This is a genomic window from Rhodopirellula islandica (assembly GCF_001027925.1).
Lineage (GTDB): Bacteria > Planctomycetota > Planctomycetia > Pirellulales > Pirellulaceae > Rhodopirellula > Rhodopirellula islandica.
In genome coordinates this window covers 249269-275491 of sequence record NZ_LECT01000029.1, presented here as the reverse complement: position 1 = coordinate 275491, position 26223 = coordinate 249269, and the positions used below count along the sequence as shown (strand labels likewise).

The 26223-nt window shown below is 58.0% G+C and carries 16 protein-coding genes; 11 read left to right on the top strand and 5 right to left on the bottom strand.

Features of this window, described 5'->3' with window-relative positions; translation table 11 throughout:
* Window positions 1-1026 precede the first annotated feature (1026 nt).
* The 5 genes from RISK_RS15715 (at window position 1027) to RISK_RS15695 (ending at window position 9317) form a co-directional block, all read left to right on the top strand.
* On the top strand, window positions 1027-1209 hold the full coding sequence (locus RISK_RS15715) for a hypothetical protein (protein ID WP_047815240.1): 183 nt from the start codon (window positions 1027-1029) through the stop codon (window positions 1207-1209).
* A gap of 124 nt (window positions 1210-1333) precedes the next feature.
* Window positions 1334-2623, top strand: a complete 1290-nt coding sequence (locus RISK_RS15710; RefSeq protein ID WP_047815239.1) for a DUF1559 domain-containing protein — start codon at window positions 1334-1336, stop codon at window positions 2621-2623.
* Between the two features lie 344 nt (window positions 2624-2967).
* Complete coding sequence (locus tag RISK_RS15705; protein ID WP_047815238.1) at window positions 2968-5826, top strand: PSD1 and planctomycete cytochrome C domain-containing protein; 2859 nt, start codon at window positions 2968-2970, stop codon at window positions 5824-5826.
* Window position 5827: 1 nt separating this feature from the next.
* Window positions 5828-7339 (top strand): DUF1501 domain-containing protein, encoded by a 1512-nt coding sequence (locus RISK_RS15700; protein WP_047815237.1) that lies wholly within the window; start codon window positions 5828-5830, stop codon window positions 7337-7339.
* A 679-nt stretch (window positions 7340-8018) separates the two neighbouring features.
* The gene (locus tag RISK_RS15695) at window positions 8019-9317 is read left to right on the top strand and encodes an outer membrane protein assembly factor BamB family protein (protein ID WP_047815279.1); all 1299 of its coding nucleotides are present in this window, start codon (window positions 8019-8021) and stop codon (window positions 9315-9317) included.
* A 13-nt stretch (window positions 9318-9330) separates the two neighbouring features.
* Here RISK_RS15695 and RISK_RS15690 read toward each other — a convergent pair whose 3' ends face one another.
* Window positions 9331-10218, bottom strand: coding sequence for a DUF4261 domain-containing protein (locus tag RISK_RS15690; protein WP_053061195.1), 888 nt, complete (start codon window positions 10216-10218; stop codon window positions 9331-9333).
* Window positions 10219-10624: 406 nt separating this feature from the next.
* On the opposite strand from RISK_RS15690, the gene RISK_RS15685 reads away from it, so the two are divergent.
* On the top strand, window positions 10625-11962 hold the full coding sequence (locus RISK_RS15685; protein WP_047815235.1) for a TCR/Tet family MFS transporter: 1338 nt from the start codon (window positions 10625-10627) through the stop codon (window positions 11960-11962).
* Window positions 11962-12978, top strand: a complete 1017-nt coding sequence (locus tag RISK_RS15680) for an NAD-dependent epimerase/dehydratase family protein (protein WP_047815234.1) — start codon at window positions 11962-11964, stop codon at window positions 12976-12978. The genes RISK_RS15685 and RISK_RS15680 overlap by 1 nt, the downstream gene beginning before the upstream one ends.
* Here the strand turns inward: RISK_RS15680 and RISK_RS15675 are convergent.
* Complete coding sequence (locus RISK_RS15675; protein WP_047815233.1) at window positions 12950-13771, bottom strand: DUF6690 family protein; 822 nt, start codon at window positions 13769-13771, stop codon at window positions 12950-12952. The genes RISK_RS15680 and RISK_RS15675 overlap by 29 nt on opposite strands.
* Window positions 13772-14034: 263 nt before the next feature.
* Between RISK_RS15675 and RISK_RS15670 the strand changes: the two genes are divergently transcribed.
* Both RISK_RS15670 and RISK_RS15665 read left to right on the top strand, forming a co-directional pair.
* A complete protein-coding gene (locus tag RISK_RS15670) occupies window positions 14035-15594 on the top strand; it encodes a MerR family transcriptional regulator (RefSeq protein ID WP_047815232.1) in 1560 nt (519 codons plus the stop codon).
* A 138-nt stretch (window positions 15595-15732) separates the two neighbouring features.
* The gene (locus RISK_RS15665; protein WP_236696356.1) at window positions 15733-17784 is read left to right on the top strand and encodes a hypothetical protein; all 2052 of its coding nucleotides are present in this window, start codon (window positions 15733-15735) and stop codon (window positions 17782-17784) included.
* Window positions 17785-17838: 54 nt separating this feature from the next.
* On the opposite strand, the gene RISK_RS15660 is transcribed toward RISK_RS15665, so the two are convergent.
* Window positions 17839-19038 carry a glycosyl transferase gene (locus RISK_RS15660; RefSeq protein WP_173442686.1) on the bottom strand — a complete coding sequence of 400 codons (1200 nt, stop codon included), beginning with the start codon at window positions 19036-19038 and terminating at the stop codon, window positions 17839-17841.
* A 277-nt stretch (window positions 19039-19315) separates the two neighbouring features.
* Between RISK_RS15660 and RISK_RS15655 the strand changes: the two genes are divergently transcribed.
* Together RISK_RS15655 and RISK_RS15650 are read left to right on the top strand one after the other, a co-directional pair.
* Window positions 19316-20272, top strand: a complete 957-nt coding sequence (locus tag RISK_RS15655; RefSeq protein WP_047815230.1) for an HD-GYP domain-containing protein — start codon at window positions 19316-19318, stop codon at window positions 20270-20272.
* Complete coding sequence (locus RISK_RS15650) at window positions 20233-20694, top strand: PilZ domain-containing protein (protein ID WP_236696355.1); 462 nt, start codon at window positions 20233-20235, stop codon at window positions 20692-20694. Before RISK_RS15655 ends, RISK_RS15650 begins: the two co-directional genes overlap by 40 nt.
* 82 nt (window positions 20695-20776) lie before the next feature.
* Here RISK_RS15650 and RISK_RS15645 read toward each other — a convergent pair whose 3' ends face one another.
* Both RISK_RS15645 and RISK_RS15640 read right to left on the bottom strand, forming a co-directional pair.
* Window positions 20777-24850, bottom strand: a complete 4074-nt coding sequence (locus RISK_RS15645; protein WP_047815228.1) for an ATP-binding protein — start codon at window positions 24848-24850, stop codon at window positions 20777-20779.
* Window positions 24847-26178, bottom strand: a complete 1332-nt coding sequence (locus tag RISK_RS15640) for a metallophosphoesterase family protein (protein WP_173442683.1) — start codon at window positions 26176-26178, stop codon at window positions 24847-24849. The genes RISK_RS15645 and RISK_RS15640 overlap by 4 nt, the downstream gene beginning before the upstream one ends.
* Window positions 26179-26223: the final 45 nt, after the last annotated feature.

Here is a 26223-nt window from a genome sequence, read left to right as displayed (position 1 = left end):
GAGACCGATGCCGGAAAACAAACGGTCGCCCCGGATGGGGCCGTCGTGGGAGTTGGGGGCGTCCCTCGCTCACGCGTCGGGTTGTGATGGGGGGTCTTGGCCGACTCTGACGGGCAAGAGTGCCTTTTTGAACCCCACATCTCGAACACCAATAGTTCTTGGACAAGGGATGTTTGGCTTCACAACGCCTGGTTTCCCAACGCAAGCGGCTCCCAAAAGATGTGAGGTATAAAAAGGCAAGAGTGCCCATCCTGCATGCGCTGAAACGTCGTTGAGAACTGAGTCAACAAACCGTCACCATTGACGCTCTGATTGCGGATGCCAAGCTTATTCTGCGACTTTGCCCCAAGGGATGTTCGAAAATAAATGGTGGCTGGCGTCTGGGTTTCGCCCCGGATGGGGCCGTCGTGCTTAGCTCGGGGTGGAAGCCCCGAGAGACCGGTGCCGGAAAACAAACGGTCGCCCCGGATGGGGCCGTCGTGGGAGTTGGGGGCGTCCCTCGCTCACGCGTCGGGTTGTGATGGAGGGTCTTGGCCGACTGCGACTTCGCCCCAACGGGGCAGCCCTATGTCAGCCCAGGGCAACGCCCAGCCTCATGCTTGATCCGGCCTACTGAAGAAATGGATGTCCCTTGCAGCGATGGGTCCGAAAACGCTCGGGAACCTCCTGGTTCACGCGTTGGCTGAAAAGGTTTCGCCCAAAAGTCCTCCAAAGAAAATTTTTTAGGCGATTTTCTTGAGTGGATGTTCACGCCCGCGAAGTTTTCGATTGCTACCTATCTTGACGCGTTCGTGGGTAAGACAGCGAGTCAATGGTTGACCTGCGGGGTTTGACGGACCCCAAGCGAATGCTGCGCCACTTTTGATGACATGAAAAGAGTCGTTCCGATCGAGTTTGACTTCGCTGCGAGGATCCCCCACCATCAGTGGCTATGTTGTTCTCAGGCGCGTTGTTGGCACGCAGCGAGGCGGAACGCCCCGTTGTGTGCCTGCGTCTCCGTTCTCTCGGTTGTGATTGGTAGGGACGATGAAAGTCGCTTCGTTGTTCGGCAAGTCTTGGTTGGCGTTGTTGCTGGTTGGCATGTGGGTTGGCTGCGAAGCGAAACCCACGGTGATCAGTGAAGATGAGGACGCGTTCGCGGCCTACGACGCAGCGATGGAAAACGCCGAAGCGGAGGCCGCCGAGGAAGCCGAGAAACTGGCTCCTTGATCCGGGCGGTCTGCATCCACTGCAGGGGGCCGTTCCAACCTGCAAATCCTCACCGGGATCTCACGCTGTCCGCCTTCATTGTCGCCAGCGCTCATTCTTTTCTCCTTTTTACGAGTTCGGTGAAATGTTCATTCAAAGAAGCGGAAGCCGGCTTCCACGTCTGTGGAGTGGCCACAGGAATCGTCAGCACAGCGGTTTCACTTTGGTTGAGTTGTTGGTGGTGATCGCCATCATCGGTGTGTTGGTCGGGCTGCTGTTGCCGGCGGTGCAAGCCGCTCGCGAAGCGGCTCGTCGAATGAGTTGCGGCAACAATTTCAAGCAAATTGGCTTGGGGGTTCACAACTATCACGCGGCCTTCAGCCAATTGCCCATGCACGGCACTGGGGCCACCAACGAAAGCAATGATTCTTGGTCGTTGGGGGATGATCACGGGATTGCACCCGCTCCTCCCGTTGGATTCAGCCGGCACATGTTGAGCTATTCGGTCGGTATCCTCCCGTTCATTGAGCAGCAAGGGATGTGGGAACACATCTCCAATCCACTCACTGACGAAGCGGATCGAACTTGGCCCGCCATGGGGCCGGCACCCTACGCGGTCCGCTACGAACCTTGGCGAACGGATGTGCCGACGTACCGTTGCCCCAGCGATCCCGGTCGGGGACTGCCGACGGTTGGACGCAGCAACTACGCGGCCTGCGTTGGCGATGCGACCAGCCGAACTCAGATCGGTGCTTCGCATTTCGCTGGCGGGCAAGGCCGATGGCGATACCAGGATGAAACCTATTTGGTCCGCCAATGCCGGGCGAACTTGCGCGGCGTCTTTGTTCCCCGCGGCAACACGATGTTCCGAGACATTCTCGATGGGACTTCCAACACGATCATGTGCGGCGAAATCGTCACGGACTTGGGCGACCGAGACATCCGTTCGGCAGCCGCGCTGAACAACGGCGGTCACGGTGGCCAGTGGGGCAACGGCATCATGGGCAATCCCAAGACTTGCGAAGACAATGCTCTGATCGATCCTGCTCGTCCGGGGTTCTGGTTGGCTGGCACGACGACCAGTGGTGGGGCCACGACACGTGGCGGACGCTGGGCTGATTTTCGCCCGCTCTATTCTCAATTCCTGTGCATCCTTCCGCCCAACAGCGAAGTTTGTTTGGGGGGAAACCACGGCACGGAAGGCATCACGACCGCCAGCAGTCGACACCAAGGTGGCGTGCACGTGTTGATGGCCGATGGGGCGGTGAAGTTCATCACCGACTCGATCGAAGCTGGGAACAGCCGGGCGGAAACCGTCTGGCATCGCAACGCTTCGGAGGAAAGTAGCAACCCACCGGGATCGGCCAGCCCCTACGGATTGTGGGGGTCGCTTGGGACCCGTGGTGCAAGAGAGGTGATTGATCAAGAGTTTTGACTGGCGGTCTTCCTTCTTGCTCAACTTTGCGTTTCTTCAAAACGTGGACGCCCGTTGTATCTTTCGATATGACGGGCGTTTTGCGTTTTCACCGTCGTTTTGCTGGCTTTGGCGTGGTTGACCGATTTGCTGGATGGGCAGAGTCCGCTTATTGTGGGGAAGCATCTTCCCTGTTTATGCGAGACGGTTTCTTGGCGGAGCGTTCCGTTGTGTAGCGAGGGGACGATCGGTTGATGGAGCGTGAGTCGTTTCGATCTCGCTCCTCTCGTCCGGCCATCCCGCTTGCTTCCTAGGTGACGCGACCATGTCTTGCTCGTCGGCACACACTTCTTGATCATTCATTCATGACGCTACGCTCTCAGATTGGTCGCCTTGTCACGACGATACTCGCGTTGGCAGTGGGAGGCGGGGCGACTTCGCACGCGGTCGACTTTGCCGTCGACATTCAGCCGATCTTGAACGAACACTGCGTGGCCTGCCATGGCGGGGTCAAGCAGGCGGGCGATCTGTCATTCATTCATCGCGATAGCGCGCTGGCAGTGATTGAACCTGGCGACGTCGATGGTTCCTACATGATCGATCGGATTCTGTCGGAGGACGAATCGGAGGTCATGCCGCCACCCGAACATGGGGCACCACTGTCCGAAGAAAAGATTGCCCTGCTGAAAACCTGGATCGAGGAAGGGGCCCAGTGGAAACAATCCTGGGGCTACGAACCGCCGGTGGCACCAAAGGTTCCCGAGGTCGCCGACCCGGACGCCTGCCGCCAAACCATCGATCGATTCGTTCGCAAATCGCTCGAAGAGAAAGGGATTCAACCCGCCGCGGATGCCCCTCCTCAACAATGGCTCAGGCGAGTCACGTTGGACCTGACCGGTGTGCCACCGACGCTGGAGGAAGTCGAACGCTTCCAAGACGCTGCGACAGCACGTGGTGACGCGGCCTACTCTGAGAAGGTGGATGAGCTGTTGCAGTCATCCGGCTATGGCGAACGCTGGGCCTCGGTGTGGCTGGATCAAATTCGCTACGCCGATAGCCGCGGCTTGGGATTGGATGGACGCCGCAACGCGTGGAAGTATCGCGACTGGGTGATCGATGCGTTCAACAACGACATCCCGTTTGACGAGTTCACGATCAAGCAAATTGCGGGTGACTTGTTGCCTGATCCTTCGATCAGCGATCGCTTGGCCACCACCGCCAGTCGTTTGACTCAGACCAACGAAGAAGGTGGCACGGACGACGAAGAGTTCCGCATCAACGCGGTGATGGATCGCGTCAGCACCGTCTGGCAAACCTGGCAAGGCATCACGTTTGGCTGCGTCCAGTGTCACAGTCACCCGTATGACCCGATCGAGCACGATGAGTTCTACGAGTTCATGGCGTTCTTCAACAACTCGGTCGATTGTGACTTGAGTGGTGAAGAACCGTTGTTGTCCGTGCCGCTGGCCAAGGAAGACGAAGAACGTGCCTCTGATCTCGATCGTCAAATTCGTTCGCTCAAGCAATCGATCTGGCACCAGGAATTCGAAGCGGTCAGCGAGAACGAGTTGGACTGGAAGCACATCGACTCCATGACCGCCTCGGCCACCAAGCAAACCAAGGTCGACGTCGAAGAACGCAACGGGCGGACGGAGTTCTACACGATCGACACGCTGTCCAACGGCACGACTATTTCGCTGGAGTGCGAGATGCCCGAATCAGCCGACAAGCTCACCGCCATCCGTTTGACGCTGCTGCCTCGCAATCCTAAAACCGCACTGGCAGATTCCGAGTGGGGATTTGTGCTGTCGCATTTGAATGCGGTCTTGGTCGGGGACGATGACGAAGAGATCCAGGTTGAGTTCTCGCACGTCGTCGCGGATGAGCCCGAGCCGCTGAAGCATCCTCGGTCCAGCATGGATCCAAAGAACAGCGACGGGTTCGCTGCCTTCACTCGTATTCACCATCCTCGTGTGGCCGTGTTCTTGTTGAAGGAACCAATCGAAGTCCCTGGAGGTGCGAAGCTCAAACTCGACATGAGTTGTCGACAACAAGCGTTGGGGGCCTTTCCCTTGGTCGTCCGTCGCGGCAGCGTTGATGTGTGCTCGGACGAGAAGGCTTTGCTGGCGTGGACCGACAAAGACTTGTCAGATGAGCGAGCCGAACTGTCACGGATTTCCGGCGAACGACGGAAGATCGCTTCGGTCCGCATTCCAATCATGATGGAACGCCCCGAGCATTTGGCTCGTCCCAGCCACGTGTTCATTCGCGGTTTGTTCCTGACAAAGGATCAAGTCGTCCAGCCGAATGTGCCGGATTCCATGCCACCCATTGCCGGCGATGGACCCTTCAACCGAATGGATCTGGCCAAGTGGTTGGTGGATCCGAGCAACCCGCTGACCGCTCGCGTGACCGTCAACCGCGTCTGGGCTCGGTTGTTCGGAATGGGATTGGTGCCGACCGAGGAAGACTTTGGTTCCAGCGGCGAGCGTCCAACGCATCCAGAGTTGCTGGACCACTTGGCGATCAAGTTCCAAACCGAATACGACTGGAGCTGGAAGCAATTGATTCGATCGATTGTGTTGTCGAGCACCTACCGGCAAGACGCCGTCATCGATCCGAAATCAGACTTGGTCGATCCACAGAACCGATGGTTGTCTCGCGGGCCTCGTTTCCGCATGCCCGCCGAAATGGTTCGTGATCAAGCCTTGTTTGTGTCCGGATTGCTTTCGCCAGAAGTGCATGGGGCTCCCGTTCATCCGCCGATTCCTGATGGCGTTTGGAAACCATTTCAAGGCGGCGACAAATGGAACACGCCCGACGTCGGCAACCCGGATCGCTACCGTCGTTCGATTTACACCTACACCAAACGCAGCATTCCCTATCCGATGTTCGCTGCGTTCGACGCTCCTTCGCGTGAGTTCTGCACACCTCGCCGGCTTCGATCCAACACGCCGCTGCAAGCCCTGACAACACTCAACGATGTCACCTTCGTGGAGTGCATGCAAGCGTTGGCCAAGAAAGTCGAAGCCATGGATGGAACTTTGGAAGAACGTTTGACGAAAGGTTTTCAGTTGGTGACTTCCCGGTCGCCGACGGCCGCGGAACAGAAGATCTTGGTGACTCTGTACGAGCAAGCCAAGCAACCGTCCGAACAAGAGCAAGACGCCTACGAAGCGGTCGCGTCTGCGTTGTTGAACCTCGACGAAATCATGAGCAAATAAGATGCATCGCGAAACAATCTCTCAAGAACTCTTTCGTCAGTCGTTGTTGCAAACCAGTCGTCGGCAATTTTTGACCGATTCAGCCGCTGGCCTCGGCGCCATTTACTTGGCGACTCAGCAAGCGGGCCGAAATGCTGCGCATGCCAATCCGTCGCTGCAACATGGTTTTGATCCCCAGCACGACGCCACCAACCCGCTCAGTCCACTCGTGCCGCCTCAACCAGCCAAGGTCAAGCGAGTGATCTACCTGCACATGGTCGGTGCCCCCAGCCAGTTGGAGTTGTTTGACTACAAACCGGACCTGAAAGCACTCGATGGCATGGAATGCCCGCAGTCGTTCTTGGAAGGCAAACGCTTTGCCTTCATCAACGGCACGCCACGGATGCTAGGGCCCCAGTATGATTTCCAGCAACACGGCGAGTCCGGGGCGTGGGTCTCGGAGTTGATGCCGCACCTGGCCAAGCAAGTTGACGACCTGTGTTTTTTGAAAACGGTCAAGACGGACCAATTCAATCACGGCCCGGCTCAGTTGATGGTGCACACCGGCGCGGCACCGATGGGATCGCCGTCGATTGGTTCCTGGGTCACGTATGGTTTGGGCAGTGAGAACGAAGACCTGCCCGGATTCATCGTGCTGTTGTCGGGCGGTCGTTTGCCTCGGGTGGGCAAGGCTCTTTGGGGATCCGGTTTTTTGCCATCGGTCTATCAAGGCGTGCAGTGCCGGTCCAAAGGCGATCCGGTTCTGAATGTCGCCAACCCCGAAGGCGTTTCGCGGCAAGAACGACGCCAGGTGTTGGATGCTCTGGCGGCACTCAATCAAGAGTCGCTGCAGCAGTACGGCGACCCGGAAACGGTCACCCGGATCGCTCAGTACGAGATGGCCTATCGGATGCAGGTGGCTGCTCCCGAAGCGATGGACCTGTCGCAAGAAACCGCCGAGACCCTCGAGAGCTACGGCGCCGAACCTGGCAAAGAATCGTTTGCCAACAACTGCTTGCTCGCGCGGCGTTTGGTCGAAGAAGGCGTCCGCTTTGTGCAGTTGTTCGATTGGGGCTGGGACACGCACGGGTCCAACCGCAGCGAGTCGCTCGAGCACGGCTTGCCGGACAAGTGCAAGCAAACGGACAAGCCCATCGCGGCGTTGCTGGCTGATTTGAAACAGCGTGGGATGCTGGAAGACACGCTGGTTGTCTGGGGCGGCGAGTTCGGACGCACGCCGATGCGAGAGAACCGAGGCGGAACCACGATGGCATTCCACGGTCGCGATCACAGCCCCGAGGCGTTCACGATGTGGATGGCTGGTGGTGGCGTCAAACCTGGGTTCACCTATGGCGAGACCGATGCGGTCGGCTACACCGCAGCGACCGAGTCCGTGCACCTGCGAGATTTCCATGCCACGATGCTGCACCTGCTCGGCTTCCATCACGAGACGATGGTCTACCCCTTCAAAGGCCTCAACCAACGCCTCACCGGAGTCAAACAAAGCCGAGTCGTCGAAGAAATCCTGACCTAGTTGGCTGCGCCGCGATCCGCCGCCATTCGTCGCCGGATTCGCCAGGATTCGGACGCATGCGCATTCCCGGCGCACCGGCGAGGTATGCTTCCCGGCACCAATGTAGGCCATGTCTTGCATGGCACCCAGCCGATGCTTCACCAGGAGCGAGGCGTCCAGCGGATTCCCAATCTCGCCCACGACTTCGCCCCAACGGGGCAACCCTATGACAGCCCAGGGCAACGCCTGGACTGATAAAAATGAAATCAACCAGGCGGTTTGGGCGGTTTCCGACGAATTGTATTGATACGGCGTTTGTCGTTATTGAAAAAGTTAAAGTGCAAATTGACAATTGTAAAATGCCGGAATGCGTGGATGAAATCGCATCAATTTGCATTTTTCAATTGTCAATTTAACTTTTTCAATGAGTTGCATTCGGTTCGCACACTTACCACCCTGCCAACATTTCCATCAGCCCAGGCGTTGCCCTGGGCTGTTATAGAGCCGCCCCCGTTGGGGCGAAGTCGTGGAACAGAACTTGCGCAAATCGATACGCTCCACAACATCAAACGTTTCGCAGCCCGGCGTTGCCCCAGGCAAAGTGGTGGGTTGATATACTGGCTCGCTGCGCCAGCAGGAGAGTGTTTCGATTCACTCACTTGCGAATTGGGCTGGTTCTTTCGCGATGATTGTCAACACAGTGAAACGGGACGGTGATGGAATGAAAAAGATGCTTTTGGCGGGAATCGCCTGTTTCCTGATGTCGTGTGAATTCAGTTGGGCTGAGACACCAACGTTTTCAGAAACTGACTGGCCCTGGTGGCGCGGTGCCGGTCGTCAGGGACACGCCGTCGGCGATCAAGATCCTCCGACACAGTGGAGTGATTCGGACGATGGCACACGGAACATCATCTGGAAGACCCCGCTTCCCGATCGTGGTCATGGTTCACCGATTCTGCTGGGCGATCGGGTTTACCTGCAAGTCGCCGACAAGGCTCGAAACTCGCAATTGCTGGTGTGCCTGAACCGCGATTCAGGGGAACTGGTTTGGGAAGCCGTGGTGCATGAAGGTGAATTCGACACCGTCGACCAACGCGAACCCAACACCAGAGCTTCCTGGGCATCCTGCACTCCCGCGACGGACGGGGAACGTGTGTTTGTCAATTTCTACTCGAACAAAGCCGTCTACACGTCGGCGGTGAGCTTGGACGGCGAACTGCTGTGGCAGCAAAAGCTTTGTCGGTACCAGATTCACCAGGGATACGGTTCTTCGCCCACGGTTTATGACGACCTTGTGATCGCGTCGGCGGACAACAAAGCAGGTGGGCAAGTGGTGGCGATGGACCGCGTCACCGGAAACGTGGTTTGGCGTCATCAGCGTCCGAAAGAACCGAACTACCCTTCCCCTGTGGTTTTGTCCGTGGCCGGGAAAGATCAGTTGGTTCTGACGGGGTGCGATTTGGTCACCAGTTTGGATCCGAAAACCGGAACAGTGAACTGGGAGATCGAGGGGGCGACCACCGAGTGCGTCACGACCACCGTGACCGATGGCAAGCACGTCTTCACATCGGGTGGTTACCCGCAGAGTCACATTTCCGCCGTGGTGGCGGATGGATCGGGCGAGATCGCTTGGGAAGTTGGCACCCGGGTTTACGTGCCTTCGATGTTGCACCAAGACGGGAACTTGTTCATGACGCTGGACGCCGGGGTTGCGATGTGCGTTGATTGCGAAACGGGCGAGACGAAGTGGAAATCACGCTTGGGCGGTGATTTCACATCGTCACCGGTGCTGGTCAACGAACGCATCTATGCCGTCAATGAAGAAGGCACCTGCTTCATCTTCGCAGCCGACAGCGAATCGTTCGAGTTGATTGCAGAGAACAAACTCGGGGATTCCGTGATGGCCACCCCGGCCATCAGTGGCGGACGCATTTACTTGCGAGTCGGTGTGCAAGAAGGTGACCAACGCCAAGAGTACTTGTACTGCATTGGCGAGTGATCACCTGCCCGTGTCATTCCGCAGCGGGTTGATACTGTGCCGGCAATTCGTGGCCGTCTTGCGGTAGGAATCGCAGCACCGAACGCGGTGGATCAGAAATACTGTCGGGACATTGATGCATCACCCAGGTGACGCCGTTGGGGCCTTGGACCGTGTCCCCGTCTTCGAACGGTTCTTCGCTTTCGATCAGGTGACAAGTGATCAGGCGAAGCAGTTCGTCGATGTCATTGAAGTCGTAGGCTTCAGCGAGGAACAAGGCTTCGATGTCCGGCAGATCCAGTTGGTTGTTGCCAACCGTGTCCATGGCCGCGAATCCATCGTCCAGGCTGTAGAGCCGAACGTTGGCCCACAAATCCAAGGGTGGAAAGTCGTTGTCCTCCGATTCTTGGATGACCTGGTTCATTCCTTCCAGGCTGCGGATCGTTTCGCCGGCAGGGTTGAAGTAGGCGATGGCCTGAGGCAGCTCGGTCAGTGCCGCGGCGACTTCGGTGATCAGCGCGAGTTCATCAAACGGTTCGTACGCTTCGGGCGTCAGCGGCGCGTCGTCTTCGTCGGTTTTGAGGATGTAACTGCTGCGGATTCGCAGAAACGCAGTGTGCTGGGGGACCTCTTCTTTGCCCTCGTCCCAGACCCACAGTTGCTCGAGGGCACGCTGCAGTGACCCCGGAAAGGTATTGGGTCCAAACGAACCGTTGGACCACGCTTGGCGAACGTGGGAATCAGGATCATCGATTTGCATGTCGTCTGGCCAGGGTTGGTCGACGAGGTCGATCGCCAGATGACCGGGCGTTTCTTCGTCCATGTCCATGATCAATGACGGTCCCGCGATCGCCCAGTCCGCCGTGGCGGGCAAGGGATCCGACGGTTCGTATTCATCGATTGCGGCAGCAATTTTACGCATCGACACGCGTTCGCGCAGCAAAACAACGACGCACTGGGTGTAGAAGCCTTGGGGCATCCGAGAGAACCTTAGAAGGAGCAAAATCCGTTTGGCAACACAAGAAGTGCGGTGAGTACAGATCACCACTGAGAAGCTCTTGTGTTGAGCGTGTGTTCAACACGCCAACGATGGATCAACCGACCAGTTTAAACCGCCAGTTGGCCCGTCGAAAGCCGGGCGCGGCTTGCCGAGGGATCGGAATGACGGGCTTTTTGAGTCCGCCTGTCGGCTTGCTTTTGAGCGTCGAACCGGCTTGGGGGAGTGTCGGAACAGGCGAGATCGCCCATCTCGACGCCAAGCGGAGTGGATCGTAAGGTGTGGGCCACTTCTCTGACGTCCCCGCCTCACTCTTGCCCCCCAGAATGCCTTGATCACGCCTCCGCACCAGCGACGTCCGGCGGCGATGGCATTCATCCTGTTGACATTGTTGATCGACATTTTGGCAATCGGAATCATCATTCCCGTGTTGCCCGAATTGATCAAACAGTTTGTGGGCGGCGACACATCACGAGCCAGTTTTTACGTCGGCGTGATTGGCGCGACGTATTCGCTGATGCAATTCTTCTTTGCTCCTGTGTTGGGCGCTCTTTCCGATCGATTCGGACGGCGTCCGGTGATTTTGGCGTCTCTGTTTGGCTTGGGCGTCGACTTCATCGTGACCGGGTTGGCACCTTCGGTGGGATGGTTGTTTGTCGGGCGAATTGTCGCCGGGGTGATGGGGGCCAGCTTCTCGACCGCGAATGCTTACATCGCTGACGTTTCAACGCAAGAAACCCGGGCTCGCAACTTTGGGTTGGTCGGCATGATGTTTGGGCTGGGGTTCATCATTGGGCCCGCACTGGGTGGCGTGCTGGGCGGCGTGCACATTCGATTGCCGTTCTTCGTGGCAGCGGGATTGTCGTTGGTCAATTGGTTGTACGGGTACTTTGTCTTGCCCGAGTCGTTGCCACCTGAAAAACGAGGCTCGATTTCACTCGCCGCAATGAACCCGCTCGGAACGATCTCGCGACTTCGGAATTACCCGATGATCGCCGGACTGGCCGTCGCATTCATGTTTTCCTCGTTGGCTCAGCGTGGCTTGGAAAACGTTTGGGTGTTGTCGATGGGGTATCGTTTCGGATGGAACGAGGTCACCAACGGCTTGACGTTGGCGTTGGTCGGTTTGATGGCGGCGATCGTCCAAGGCGGCTTGGTACGTCCCATGATCAAACGCTTGGGGGAACGGCGGACGGCAGTGATGGGAACCTGTGTTTCGTGCATCGCGTTCTTAGGATACGGATTGGCATCGCAGGGATGGATGATCCCGTGCATCGTCGTGTTTGGTTCATTGGCAGGGTTGGCGGGACCCGCGATTCAAAGTTTGGTGGCGGGTCGAGTCAATCCCGAAGAACAAGGCAAGGTGCAAGGCGCGCTGACGTCCCTGATCAGTTTGACCAACATCCCGGCACCGCTGTTGTTCACCAGCGGTTTGCTGGGTTACTTCACATCAGAGAACGCACCGTTTGAGTTCCCTGGTGCTCCGTTTGTGTTCGGGTCGGCATTGTTGGCAATCGCGGTGGTGATCTTGATCCGGGTGTTCGTCAAATTTCCTGCCAGCCAGGATCCCGCGGTCGATCCAAGTGCGGCAGACACGCAGGATGGGAACACGCCCGAATCCGACGACGGCTCGACCTCCGATTCATCGCCTGCATTGGAGCCTGCCTGATGCGGGTGATCGTCACTGGCTGCAGTGGATTTTTGGGCGGAGAAATTGTTCGCCAGTTGTTGCGACGTGACTGGGAAGTTGTCGGGCTGTCGCGTCGCGAAACCCCTGATTTGGTTCGCGCGGGGATGACGCACCACCGCGGCGATTTACTGGACAACGGTTACTTGGACCGGGTGATCGCAGACGCCGACGTGGTGATTCACACCGCGGCCGTCGCTGGGGTCTGGGGAACCTGGCAGCACTACTTTGACAACAACGTCGTGGCGTCACGAAATTTATTGCGAGCCTGCCTGGAAGCTCGCGTTTCGCAGCTAATCTACACGAGCAGTCCCAGCGTCACGTTTGATGGCAGAGATCAGCGTGACGTCGATGAATCGGAACCGTATCCGACGTCCTGGATGTGCCATTACCCGCACACCAAGTCGATTGCCGAACAGGAAATTTTGGCGGCGGATCAGCTGGGTGGGATGCGAACGGTTGCGCTGCGCCCGCATTTGATCTGGGGACCCAATGACCCGCACTTGATCCCTCGTGTTTTACAGCGTGCTCGCAGCGGACGGTTGCGAATCATTGGCGACGGCAGCAATGTGATTGACACGGTTCACGTGATCAACGCCGCCGCGGCTCACCTGGACGCGATCGATGCCTTGCGAGAGCGGCCTGAAGTGGCGGCAGGGCGAGCGTACTTTGTCACGCAGGACGAGCCTGTCAATTGCTGGGACTGGATCGCGAAATTGTGTCGGGTTCATGGTGTCGATCCGCCGACCAAGTCGATCTCCTTCGCGGCCGCGTACCGGATCGGTGCAATGTTGGAAACCGTGTATCGATGGACAGGACGAACCAGCGAACCACCAATGACTCGCTTTGTCGCTTCGCAGCTCGCGAAAGATCACTCGTTTGACATCACCGCCGCCAAAGAACGGCTCGGCTATCAGCCCCGCCTCAACATGGACGCGGGGCTGCAGACATTGATGGGCGACACCGCTGTTACCAACGCCCCGTCCACTGGTCAGTGACCACGATTCGTTTGGCTTCGTCACTGATCCCATACGCCAGGTTGGGTTGGTTCAGTTCCAAGAACACCGTGTACTTTTGGTGCACAGCGTCGCTGAAGACCACCGGGGCGTGAGTTAAACGCAGGAAGTGAACAGGGGCACCGTTCCAACGTTTGGTGAACACTCCGGCTTCCAGGGTGGGTTCCCGGGCGAGTCCATAGTGCGATTGGATCGTCGTCACCAAACGCGAAGGGTCTCCCGTGAAGCCATGCAACGAAATCCGTTGGACCGAACCGGAACGATCAAAGTAGTACGTCAGCGTGCCAGCCAAATCGGTGGTTTGGGTACCGGTGACGATCGGCACTCGCAGCCCCTCGAGTTGCAGATCCGCTAGCACGGTCGAGACTCGCGAAAACCGATTCAGTACCGCTTGGGTCGTCAAGTCGAAACGCAAAACCTCTCGCAAGTCGGCGACGTTGTTTCCCGCCAGCGACGGTGTTTCGTCTGTGGCGGGGATCGCACCGAGCTTCTTGGCGATTTCAGGTTCGTAGCGGTAACGCTGGGATGAGACCCCACGAAGCGTTTCGACTTGGTGGTGCGAGTGAACCGGGTAGCGGTCCGAATCGGGGGAGTGGGTGACGCCGCCAATCGGTGCTTCACCAGATCCCCAACCCGTGCCAGAAATTCCTTCCCCCCGAAAGACATTGGTGACGGAACCCGCGGCACTGCGTCCCCAATCGGTTTCCGAAGCGACGTAGGGGCCTCCCGCGGCGACGGCGAGCACCGTGATTTTGCCCAAGCGAGTGACAAGCATGACGAAAGAACCTGCGAAGGAGTTGGGAGGAGATGGCGTGTCGTGAAAAGAACACCCTTCGTCCGTATCGGTTCCCTGGCCAGCAAAGTCGCCCTGTTTTCAATCTCCTCGCAGAACCGGAAAGAACGAGGCAACCGGTGCATTCGTTAGCCCACGAACAAGCGATCCTGCCCCACCATTGCCACGAGTCCAGATCCCAGACACTTTCGCGGGACAGTCAGGCGACAATCTGTCCAGCGACGGGGATCCGGAGTGGTCGGCAGATGCTGATCGGATATCTTGTCGGCATCATGCCTTCCAACGACGACATCGAATCGCAGAACGACGACCTGGCCAACACGCTGGATGGCGAGTTGGAGGCTGCCCACTCCGACACGGACGCCATCCCTTTCGACAGCAATCGATTGAATGACATCGGTCGAGATGAAATTGATCGGGATGACGACGACGGCGAAGAGGATGACGCAGAAAGCTTCGACCTCGAACCGTTGCCCAGCGATGCGTTGTCCGGTCGACGAATGGTGATCGTCGGGCGATTGGGAGGAATGAACCGTCGCGAAGCCACGAACTTGCTGCGTTCGTATGGCGCGGTGGTGGTCGAAAGCGAGGCGTCGTCGGTGGACTGCATCGTGATTGGAGCCGAAGAATCCCCCCTGGCCGAAGCCGAGCTGATCGAACGAGCGACAGAGCGGCGAGGGGACGACGCGGATGTCGAGATCTTGCACGAGACCGATTTGTGGCAACAACTCGGATTGGTGGATGCGGAGCAATCCATCCGCCAACTTCACACGCCAGCCATGCTGGCTCATTTATTGGGCGTTTCCGTGCGAGTCATTCGCCGCTGGCATCGCCGCGGACTGATTCGTCCCGTGCGGACGCTGCACAAGCTGCCGTACTTTGATTTTCAAGAAGTCGCCACAGCGCGACGGTTGGCGGCGTGGGTTGCATCGGGGGCCAGTCCCGAGGCCATTGAACGGCGAATCATGCAGTGGGTGGAAGTCGTTCCCAACTTGCGGCGTCCCTTGGATCAGTTGTCCATCTTGGTCGAAGGCAAACACGTTTTGCTTCGTCAGGGCGAAGGACTGATCGAACCAGGAGGTCAATTGCGATTCGATTTCGACGCGTTGGAGGGTGCCGATGAGTCAGCAGCGGAAGTCCCGATGGACACTTCCATCCTGCCGTTTTCGCGCCCGGGTCAATCGATCGCCGATGAATTTGGTATCAGGTCATCGGATCCGATATCGGCTCGAACGTCGTCGCCTACCGCCGGGCTGAGCACCAACGGAACCGAGACCGCAACCGGACATGATTCGATGCAGTTCCCGCCCGCCGAAGATCTGGTGGACGACGAGGATGACTTGTTGCTGTCAGCGTACCAGGCGGAAGATTCCGGAGAACTTGAATTCGCGATCGATTGCTACCACGCCGTGTTGGCTCGGGATGGAGCTCGGTCGGACATCCATTTCCAGATTGGCGAGTTGCTGTACCGAATCGGGGAAACCATCGCCGCGCGAGAACGCTACTACGCGGCGTTGGAGGTCGACCCCGATTTTGTCGAAGCCCGCTCGAGTTTGGCGGGGGTTTTGGCAGAAACCGGCCAGCCCGAGTTGGCGGTCGCGGCCTATCGCGGTGCGTTGGCACTGCACGATGACTACCCCGACGTGCACTACAACTTGGCCCGGATCCTCGAAGACCTGCACCGCAGCGTGGAAGCAGAGCATCATTGGCGGCGATTCCTGCAGCTTTCGCCGGGCAGTCCCTGGGCGGACGAGGCCCATGCCCGGCTGGAAGAACTGCGTCAATCCGAACAATCGGACTTCTGATTGGACGCTGAGTCCCAGTTGCGAACGTGTTTCTGATCATGCAGAAAGCTGGTCTGAAGAAAGGTGAATCCGTGGTGCGACGGATTAGAATGGGGACGCTTCTCATTCGTCATCTTCGCCAACCCTCGGATTTCCCGAATGGCTGACCGTTTTTTCGATCGCTTCCTCGTCGCCATTTTTGCCGCTGGCTGGATCTTTGTCAGCTTGGGATCGCTCAGCGTTGTCGCTCAAGAGACCGTGGAGGAGAGCGAATCGGTTCGATTGCCACCCGATCCGGTGGTGGTGCAATTGAAGTTGAAAGCCACCGGCGGACCGGAAGCACTCGGTCGCAGCCTGGACGCATTGGCACGCATTCGGGCTTGGTCGGCAGTGGATGAACTGTTGAGGCCGCTCGCCAACAACGCCCCCGCGGACGATCGCGCCGCGCGAATCGCTTCCCAAATCGGCTCCGACCAGCGTCTTCGCATATCGTCCGCGACGGAAGTTTCCGACGAAGCCAAGACGGCTCTCGACGGGATCTTTGAAGCTCGTGCCAAAACGCTTCGCGACCCGAGCAGGTTGCAGGCGGCGATCAAGAAGTTGACCTCGGCCAGTGACGACGAAAAACTCTCGGCCTATCGCACCTTGTTCCGAGCTGGCGAGTACGCGTCCGCGGCATTGATTGGCGACGTCGTTCGAACCACGGATTTGAATCAGCGACGGGAAGACTTGCGAGTGTTGTTGAAGATCGATCGTGACGCCGGCATCGCTGGCCTTCGCCGCGTTGCATTGTATGGAACCGATTCGGCTCGCTCGAAGGCGTTCGATGCACTGGCGATGTCGGGCTTGCAAGAAGTCCAAGTCGATCTACTCGCACGACGACTGGAAGCGGCGTCGAAGACGGATCCGGAGACGCGAGAGCCTGCCCTGCGAGTCATGCGGTTGGCGCTGCACGATGCGATGAACGAATCCATTGGCAGCCAACATGATTTTGGTGATGTCTCGGTTTGGGCGATCAATGCCAAACGCGACGGTGTGGTTCCAACACAAGCGGCGACCTGGGTGGTGGCATTTCGAAACGCAGCCGATGCGGCAGCGCGACTGAGCCGAGTCGGTGACGAAGATTCCAGCAGCGTGGTCCAACAACTGACCGCCCAGTTGGCATACCGAGTCGCAAACGACCCTGATTGGGGAGACGCCAAGAATCGCGATGAATTCATCCAAAGCTTCTTCGGAAAAACGGCCGCCGAAGAGGTTTTGGCCGCGTGGGCGTTGCCAGTGCTGGAGAACAGCGTTGAAACCGACAACGATCCGGCGGCGGTTGGTGTGTTGCGATTGATTGACGGAGAACTCAGCCGTGGTTTGGCGGCGGGTTTGCTGCGGCGAGGTGCCGACCCGAGTGTGTTGATCGAAACAGTGGATCACCCCAGTGCCACGGTACGCTATGAAGCCGCTGCCACGATCGCGCGGTTGCTGAAGGCTGACCCCAAGCTGACATTCGCTGGGATGTCACGCGTTCAGGATCGTTGGCTGCAAATGGCGACGCTCGGGGAGCAAGGCGTCGCGATCATTTTGGAGAATCGCCCCGAGATCATTTCCTCTTGGCAACGAATCATGGCGGGGGCGGGATTCCAACCCAAACTTGTTTCGTCAGTCGCTTCCCTGGAGCGAATGTTGTCGCTCGGCGATGACGTCCGGCTGGTCGTTTCGAAAGAACAGCCGCGAGACGCATCGGCGATTGAGATGATCGATGTGGTTCGGCGAATGCGAGTGGGGCGTGATGTTCCGTTGTTGATCTATTCGCCCGCACCGATGATTGAGACCCCCGAAGTGATCGAAGAAGAAATCGATCAACGCACCGAATCACAGAAAGAGTTTGACGCCAATTTGCCCGACCAATTCGGCGTTCGCGGCGGGATCGATTCACTCGACATCGCGATTGAAGCCAGCCTCATCCATGGGGCTGTGCATCGCGACTGGACGAAACGACGTGGTTTGGATCTGCAGCTGATTGGCCAAACCCGCTGGGCGGATGAATCGCTGCGGGCGGGTCTGATTCGTTCCATGCCACGGCCGCGGTCCGCCGCAGGATTGTACGAGATCCTGTTGGACAGTCGCCGGCGTGCTCACCTGCCAACGCTTTCGCCAAGCGATCGGGTGCGCTATCGCCTGTTGGCTCTGGACGCGATCGCAATGACCACCGAAGAGTGACGGATCACGGGGCCGAATCGGCATCCCGTGAAGCCCCGTCACTTCACTGTCCCGTCACTTCACCGTGTCGCGTAAGCGCGAAGTGAAGTCGGGGAACGCCGCCCGGACGCGAGTCCAGTTGGGGATCGATGGGTTGCCACTGGGATCCTCCGCGAAGATCTCACCGGCTTGCGTGACACATTGGGCGAACGCTTCGATGGCCATTTCTTCAGAGTGACGATCGTAGGCCAGCGAGTTGACTCGCGCGTCAGCGGCGTACTGGCGAATGCAGTCTTGAGCGATCCGCAGGAACGAGGCTCGCAGGGTCACAAACGTTGACTCACCAAACACGATGCCCTGGCTAGCCAAGGTTCGGTAGATCGTGGTCAGAATGTCGAGCGCCATTTTGATCAAGCCGCTGGAGGGCTGATCAACCGCAAGCGTTTGGTGCTTGTGCTCATAGAGGCGAGCCAGGTCGACTTGGCAAACACGTTTGTGAGATGTGTTGCGGTAGACGTCCGCGAGGGTCCCCACTTCCAATCCCCAATCGCTGGCCACTCGGTTGGTACGGGCCAAGTTGCGGGTCAGGGAGAATTCGCCCGAGAGCGGGTACCGGAAGTTCCCCAGGAATCGCACAAATTGATTCTCGGGAAAACATTGCATCAAGGCTCGCAGCAAAGGAGCCACCAACAGCCGCACCACGCGGCCGTGCATTCGATCTGTGACCCGCGCGTAGTAGGCCTTGCAGAACTCAAAATCGAGCCCCGGGTGCACCATCGGCAGGCACAGTCGCGAGAGCAGTTGACGGTCGTAATCGACGATGTCGCAGTCATGCAGCACAAACGTTTCAATGTCTGGATCATCCAACAGGAACCCAAACGCGGTCCAGACACTGCGGCCTTTGCCAGGAACGGAGACATCGATGCCGGAGTCAATCAGTTCGTTGTAGAGACCTTGAACGTCGGGGCCGTCCGTCCAAAGGACTTTGGCACGGTCGCCCAGAGGGGCGATTTTGGCACAGGTTTCGTCGAAATCACTTTGATTCGGAGCGACCCCCAGGCTGACGACGATGGAGGCGATGTAATCGGCTTGGGCCAATTCTCGAACGATCACATCGAAAGGTTCGGCTCGCATATCCGATGCGGTGACGGGCAACACGAGGCCGATCGCATGATTTTCAGTCGATTCGCGAAGCATCGACTCCAAGTGGTCCAGCTTGGCCGAACGAAGATCGTGGATCGTCGTGATCATGTCGTGTTGATAAAAGTCTGGCATGCCAACCTTTTCTGTCATCGAGAATCGTGTGTTTTCGGCACCAATGCCGCAATGTCAGCAGTCTGAACGAATGTGATGCGATCGGCAACGAGTGCAAATTTTTCGCAGGGGCTGGAACGCTCGTTCCAATTGTGCGGGATGTGCCCTTTTCAGATTGGTGAAAGGGGAAAGAATCCGTGCAGAACTGCAGCTCGCCACGATCCTCACTGTACGTTTGAATGGTTCTGGTTCGTACCAGAGCAAAGCCCCCCAAACGTACGGATAACGCAGCAACCCAATGCTCGTCTCGGATCTCATCGCAATCAGTGTGTCCACGCTGTCACCGTCTTCGGTGATTGGTGCGGATCTGTATTGCCGGGTGGGATCCACCGAGGAAGCGAAGCTTTATCGAGGTGCGAACTACCCGATGAAGTCCCAGGATCTGAACAAATTGAAGTCACGAGGGGTGACCAAGCTGTTCATTGAAAGGGAGGGACGTTCCAGCTACCAAGAATACCTCCGCGACATGGCGGCGGGTGGTGGTGATGAATCGGTCACCAATTCGCAGCGTTCCGCGGCGCTCAACGAGGTCGTGCTGGATGTGCTGAAATGCAGCTTTGCCGGTAACAACGAAGACACCACGGTCAGTGCCGCCAGCGAGCTAGGTGGATTGGCAGCCAAATTGGTTTCACGCGATGACTTTGCCGCAGGCGACCTATTTCGCGTATTGCATCACGACTACGCCACCTTCACACACAGTGCCAACGTCGCGTTGTACGCCGGAATGTTGGCGGATGAACTGGGCATGAACCAGCGTGAGGTCGAATTGGTGGTCGCGGGCGGGTTGTTGCATGACCTTGGAAAGCTCGAGATCCCCGATCAGATTCTGACAAAACCAGGACGCTTGGACGAAGACGAGTTTGCAATCATCAAGAAGCACCCCGGGGATGGCTTCCGGCAATTGGCTCTTCGCGATGATTTGACGTTTGGTCAACTGATGATGGTGTACCAGCACCATGAACGACTCGATGGCGGTGGCTATCCCGTCGGCAGTGCCGGCGACGAAATTCACCCCTGGGGGCGTTTGTGTGCGGTCGTCGATATCTACGAAGCGGTGACCAGTCAGCGTCCCTATCGAACACCGATGTCACGCGAAGACGCGTGTAACCTGATTCGTCGCGAAAGCGGCAAGGCCCTTGACCCGGAGATGGTGGAATGTTGGATTTCGATTATCCAAAGCACTATGCCGAAGTAGTCCGGGCGACCGATTGGGAAATCGATCTCCCAGAGGCTTGGTCAGACTTCTTTCATGAGTCCGGCGTGGCCGCGGTGAATTACTGCGATCAAAGACAGGCTCAACGCCGCATCGTGCGAACGTGCGGGGTGATGTACTTCGAAAAAGCGCTGCCGAGTTTGCCTCGTGCGTTTCATCCCATCGGGGTCTTCACGCGAGACTTCTCAAAGAATGCGTGCGGAATCGTCACGCCTTTCGAGTTGTTTCCGCAGGAAGAGGTGCGATTGATCTTGCCCACGTTTTGGCTGCAGCTGCGTGTGGTCCGAGCGCGTCGTCATCAATCCAAGTGCTACGAAATCGGAATGAGGCTGTTGCACCGCAACAGCCCTTCGCGAGAAGCCTTCGTGGTCGGTGGACGATTCACAGAAGCCCGTCCAGCCTGATTCGGCAGTGCCCGCACCTCGGTTGGTGCGATTCCGGCACCGCCGTGCTTTGCCATCATCGGGAAACTGATTCGGGATAGCTTCAGGACTTGGTGCGTTCGCCGGTCCACCAGGAAGACGAACTGTCCGACGATCCGTCCGAGCTGGACCGGGTCGCTTCATCGTGAACCAAACTGCCGATCGCTTCCGCTTCGCTGACAACCGCTTGCATTTCGCGGTCCTCTGCGTCCAGCCACTGATTCCGAGCGGCTTCCGCAGCAGCTTCCTCCGCATCAATGTGACCGTCGGCGGGTTCGCGTTGGAACCACGCCCAACCGATGGCATCCGGTGAGCTGACTTCCTCGACCACTTCGCGTTCGATTTCAGGCTCAGGTTCCGGTCGCCGTTCGGGACGCTGGATGATCAGCTCAGGACGACGCACGCGTCGATTTTGCCGGGCCACATCTTGGAACTTGTAGTGGAACTTGGACTTGGGTTTGACTGGACGCCGGTCTTCCACCACCAATTCGATCGGCTTGGGGGCAGGTTTGACCACTGGGGGCGCCACAACGACGACGGGTTCCGGTTTGGGGGCCTCCACGACGATCGGAAGTGGCTCGGGAGTTGGCTCGGGTTCTGGTTCCGGAGCCACTTCTTCCATTTCCATTTCCGGTTCTTCTTCGACGTACTCTTCTTCGTATTCGTACTCTTCCTCGTAGGCCTCTTCCACTGGCGGTGGCAAGATTTGGGCTCGTCCGGGAGTTCCCTGGGCGGGCATCTGCCGCACCTCCACTCCGATTTGGTGGAAGATATCAACGATGTGGTCGTGACAGGTGAACATCATGACTTGATGCCCCAGTTCAGCGAACGTCTTCAGAGTGCGAGCGGCGTGTTCGGCGCGTGCCCCGTCAAAGTTGACGAGCACATCATCCAGCACCAATGGCAACATCACGCCACGGCGAGCGTAGGCAGCCGCGAGAGACAATCGCAGAGCGATGAAGACCGCTTCCCCGGTTCCACGACTGAGGACTTCCAACGGCAATGAGTTGCCTTCGGCATCATCAATCTTCAGTTGATTGGACCCCAGCGGCGTCCAGATGCGAACGTATTTGCCGTCGGTCAGTTGGTTCAGGAACGACGAAGCTTCGCGAAGGGTTTCCGGTTGGCGTTCATTTTCGACCGTGCCGCAGACATCCTCCAGCAGGCAACTGGCCATCGACAGAGTTTGCCAACGACGTGCGAGTTGATCGAGTTGGCGTTCGATGCAACCCAATTCCAAGCGTGCGGTCATCAACCGATCATCGTCGCCAAGTTGTTTCATCGACTGGGCCAACTCGCCCTGCGCGGTTTGCAGTGTCGCGATACGGGCTTCCGTCTCGGTCATCCGAGCGGTCAAAGCATCCCAGCGTCGTTCCAAATCGGTTGACTTGGCACCCTCGATTTCACGAGCGACATCGTCGTATTCGACGCTGTTGCCAACCATCGAGCGGACCTGTTGGTCGATCGATTTGAATTGCGAGTTGTATTCGACCAACAACGATTTCCGGTCGACGATCTCATAGAATTGCTCCGGTGTCGCCACACCGCACTTGGCCCACAAAGCGCGACGCTGTTGTTCGGCCCGTTCGATGGCACGTGAATGCCCGAGTTGTTGCTTTTTCAGCTGCAGGTCGTGCTCCTTGAGCTGACGACGCTGCTTGACCCAGTGTTGCTGGCGAGCGACTTCTTCGTGCAAGTGATTGAGTTGATCCAAGGGGTTGGATCGCATCGTCACCGGACGTTTATTGCGATTCGACTCCGTCTCGCTGGACCGGTTGTCGTCACGGCGATCACGATTTCGATTCCGTTTTTCGTTGCGACTCTTCTTGGGATTCTTTCGCTGAGAACGAGCGTAGGATTCACTGTAGTCGTCCTCTTCGACGTCTTCGTACTCGTTCGATTCGTAATTGTCCGTGTACTCGGAATCGTATTCCTTCGACGGATCAGCCGATTCGGATTCGCCATCCGCCATTGCGGTCAACGCGTGCTGGGTGGCATCGATCGCTTCGAGATAAAGCGTTTCAATTCGCTTTGCGAGCGATTGACGTTCGCGTTGACGTTGGTTGCGTTCCTCTTTCAGTTCGATCAACCGGCGCATGCTGGTTTGCAAGGCTTCGTAGCCATCTCCCAGAACGCGAACACTTTTGGGGGACAACGTCGTTGACAACCCCAAGCGATCCAATGTCGCCGTCCATTCGCGACGAGCGGTCTTCAGACCTTCGGCCGCCTTCTGAGCGCGTTTGTAAGCGGCTTGGTAGGACTGGTGAGCCGCTTCGTGAGCGTGGTAGAGCGGCATCGATTCGTCGAGTTCCCCAAGCAAGACTTCGGATTCTCGCAAGCGAGCTTCCAGCGACTCATTGCTGACCGACAGCGATGAATCCAAGTCTTCGCGTTCCGTTTCGATCTCACGAAGTTGACGTCGAACGGAATCGATTTGACGTTCGCAGTCGTCCAAGTCACGGGCGGTATTGCGTTGACCTTTCTCGCGTGAAAGGTAGTAAACCAACAGGGCCATCGCACCGAACATGATGCACAGCATGCCCTGGGTCGGATTGGGCTCAGCGACAAACGTCGTGATTTGAAACACGTTGAACATGCCGTACAGCAGCAACATGCCGCCGGCGATGAATGGCAACGACAGCAACCACAGCCGATCAATCGGCACGGCTTCATCGGTGGTCAGTTCCACCGATTCGCGTTCGAGGTCTTTGTGGTGACGTTTCAGCTTTTCCAGATGCTGGCCAAGCTGAATTCGTTGGCGAAGCGTGGCGATGTTGTCGTTTTCGCGGCGGATCGCTTGTTGCAAATCCGTCGCGTGGGCGCGCTGCAAGACTTCCTGCAGTTGGTCGTGCAGTTTCTCTTTGCGGACCTTGTGTGTTTTGCCTTCGTCGCGAGCTTGTTTGAGCAAGAACAATTGTTCTTTGACGTGCTTGGCTGGCGCTGACAACGCGGACAGAGTCGAACGCGACAAGTCAGGCAGATCGCCGTCGTCACCTTCCCCCAGTCGCAAACGTTCGTCTTCTTCGATGCCCAGTCGATCCGCATCCGCGTCGACTTGGTTGCGAGCCTTTTCGACTTGGTTGTCGAGCCGATCGATCTGTTCTTCCAGGGCTTCGATCCAAGTGGCCTGTTGCGACGCCGCCTCGATGCGACCCTGCAAGTCGAACAATCGCTTGTTGATCGGAAGCTGCTCGGATTTGTCTCGCAATCCACGGCGTTTGGTTTTGATCTCTTCGAGCTTGGTGCGACGCTCCTCGAGCATCGCTTCGATTTGAACAAGCTGCCCCGGGGCTTCGTCGGGGAGGGCGGCTTCGCCTTCAATGGCATCGATTTCGCCACGAATTTGATCGCGTTCTTGCCATTTTTCGTAGACGCTGGTCGCGATTTCGACGCAGCGGGCTTCGCGTTCCCAGGCGATCATGCGGCCGCGAAGCGTTTCGATCTCTTGGCTTTGCGTGCGGCGCTGAGTCGCCAGCTCACTCCAGCGGCGGGTGCTGCCACTCAATCGCTGAATCTCGTCACGCAGCTTTTCACGGCGCGACATCATCGATGCGAGTTTGCCGATCGCGGCTTCGTTGTCGTCGGATTCCGATTCGCGTTTGCCGACTGCTTCGCTGCGTCCGGCGCGAAGACTGCGCAGCACATCGACCAACGAGACTCGATCCAATCCGCTGCTGAGTTTGTAAAGTTCGTCGGCCGCGGAGGTGTCATCCAGCGTCGACAATTCTTGCAATTCGCGAATGCCGATTGCGAACACATTGGTGAAAATGGGTTCGTCGATTTGCCCCAACAACATGCCCAGGCGATGTTGTCCTTGGGCCAACCCGTCCGAGCCCATGACGGTCAGTCGGCCGGTCACATCGGAGTCCGTCAGTTGACTGTGTCGGCGGACTTCGTAGCCGCCCCCAGGGCCAGTGACTCGAATCGCACCGCCGGGAGTCCCGCCGTGGATGGGTGGCAAGTATTTCTGCCGGCGTTCTTCGGTGAAGCCATACAGCATCGCTCGCAGAAACTGCATGAGCGTCGTCTTGCCGGCTTCGTTTGGGCCGTAGAACAGCGTCATGCCTTCGGGCAAGGAGTCGACCGACAAACCGGTCCAGACGCCAAAACCGTCGATTTGGATGTCTTTGATCTTCATGATTTCCGTCCCCAAGAGGGTTTGCCACCGCGAAGCAATTCGACGCCCATCAAAGTGGCGTCCGCAAGAATTGATTCGCGTTGGTCGGCGGGCACGTCCCCCAACAAGGACGACGCGGTGCTGGACAGGTCCGTGTGTTCTTCCGTGAATGGCATCAAATCCAACCGGTCGCCGGGTGACGAGGGTCCGGCGGAATCATCGGCAGTGGTGCTGCGAACGCGAGCACCGGCAAATTTCTTGCTGGCTCGCAAGAAGTCACCGAGGATGGTGTCTTCGTCTTGCCAAGATTTCGGGTAGTTGTGCGGCGGACGCACGGTCAACCGAGTGGTCCAGGCCGCCGGGTTGGTGGTGCCATGGTCGCGGCGCAAATTGCGAAGCAATTCGGTGGGGTCGCCGACGGAGGGCAACACTTCAGCGTTGTCCAGCGTGACTTCCCAAGAGATCAAAAGGTGACGCCCACCGTGTTCGTTGGTCAGCGTGCCAATCTTTTGTCCCAACAGATTCCGAAGGCTGCCGGCGGAACGAATTTCGTCGGAGTCAATCGCGACGTTCAGGTAACGGAATCGATCCGTTTCGACACGGCGGATGCGAGCGGTGTGCTCGGCGTCGACATCGACGACAACGTAGCCGTGAGGTCCGGATTCGTCGCTGTTGCGACCTTGAGGTGATCCAGGGGCGACAGCTCCGGCGGGAGCACCGCCTTCGATTTCGGTGTGGTTGTGTGGTCCACCGAGAGCCCAGTAGTCCATGCGGGCCCCGGACAGGGCACTTGCGTCAGCGATCCCATGCCCGATTCCGACCGTGAATTCGTCGGTGGTTTCGGTTTGGAATCCCGCGACATGCAAGGTGGATCGGCCTTCGCTGCTGCGTCCGATGATCGAACAAACCGTTCGCCCGGCGCGCTGATGCGGGATCGCGACGGCGCGATCCCGTGGGAACAGGGTCACATTGGGCGGCAACGGAACCGCTTCGGGCCATTGCTTGGGATCGTCCGCGATTCCGGCGGCCCAGTAGACCGCTGTGTTGGCGGCATGCAGCTTTTCAAATCCATCCAGCAACAACGACATGCCGTGCGGACCAGCCGCGACGGGATGCAGCAAGTCGCCAGACAGGACTAAAAAATCAATGTTTTCGGCCAGTGCGGCTTCGAAGACTGCCGCGGCGGCGTCTCGAGGAGCAGTCGCCATCGCTGCCCGCAATTGCGGCGGCAGATGGTCGAGGTCACCCAGCGGGGTTTCCAGGTGAAAGTCGCTGGCATGAACGAATCGAAATGATTCTCCGGACATCGTTTCCTCCTTGAAACGGCAATTTTCGGCCGCGCAGGCCAATCCTGGTCCTACGCTCGCGTGAAACTGTAGCGAAACATCGCAGAT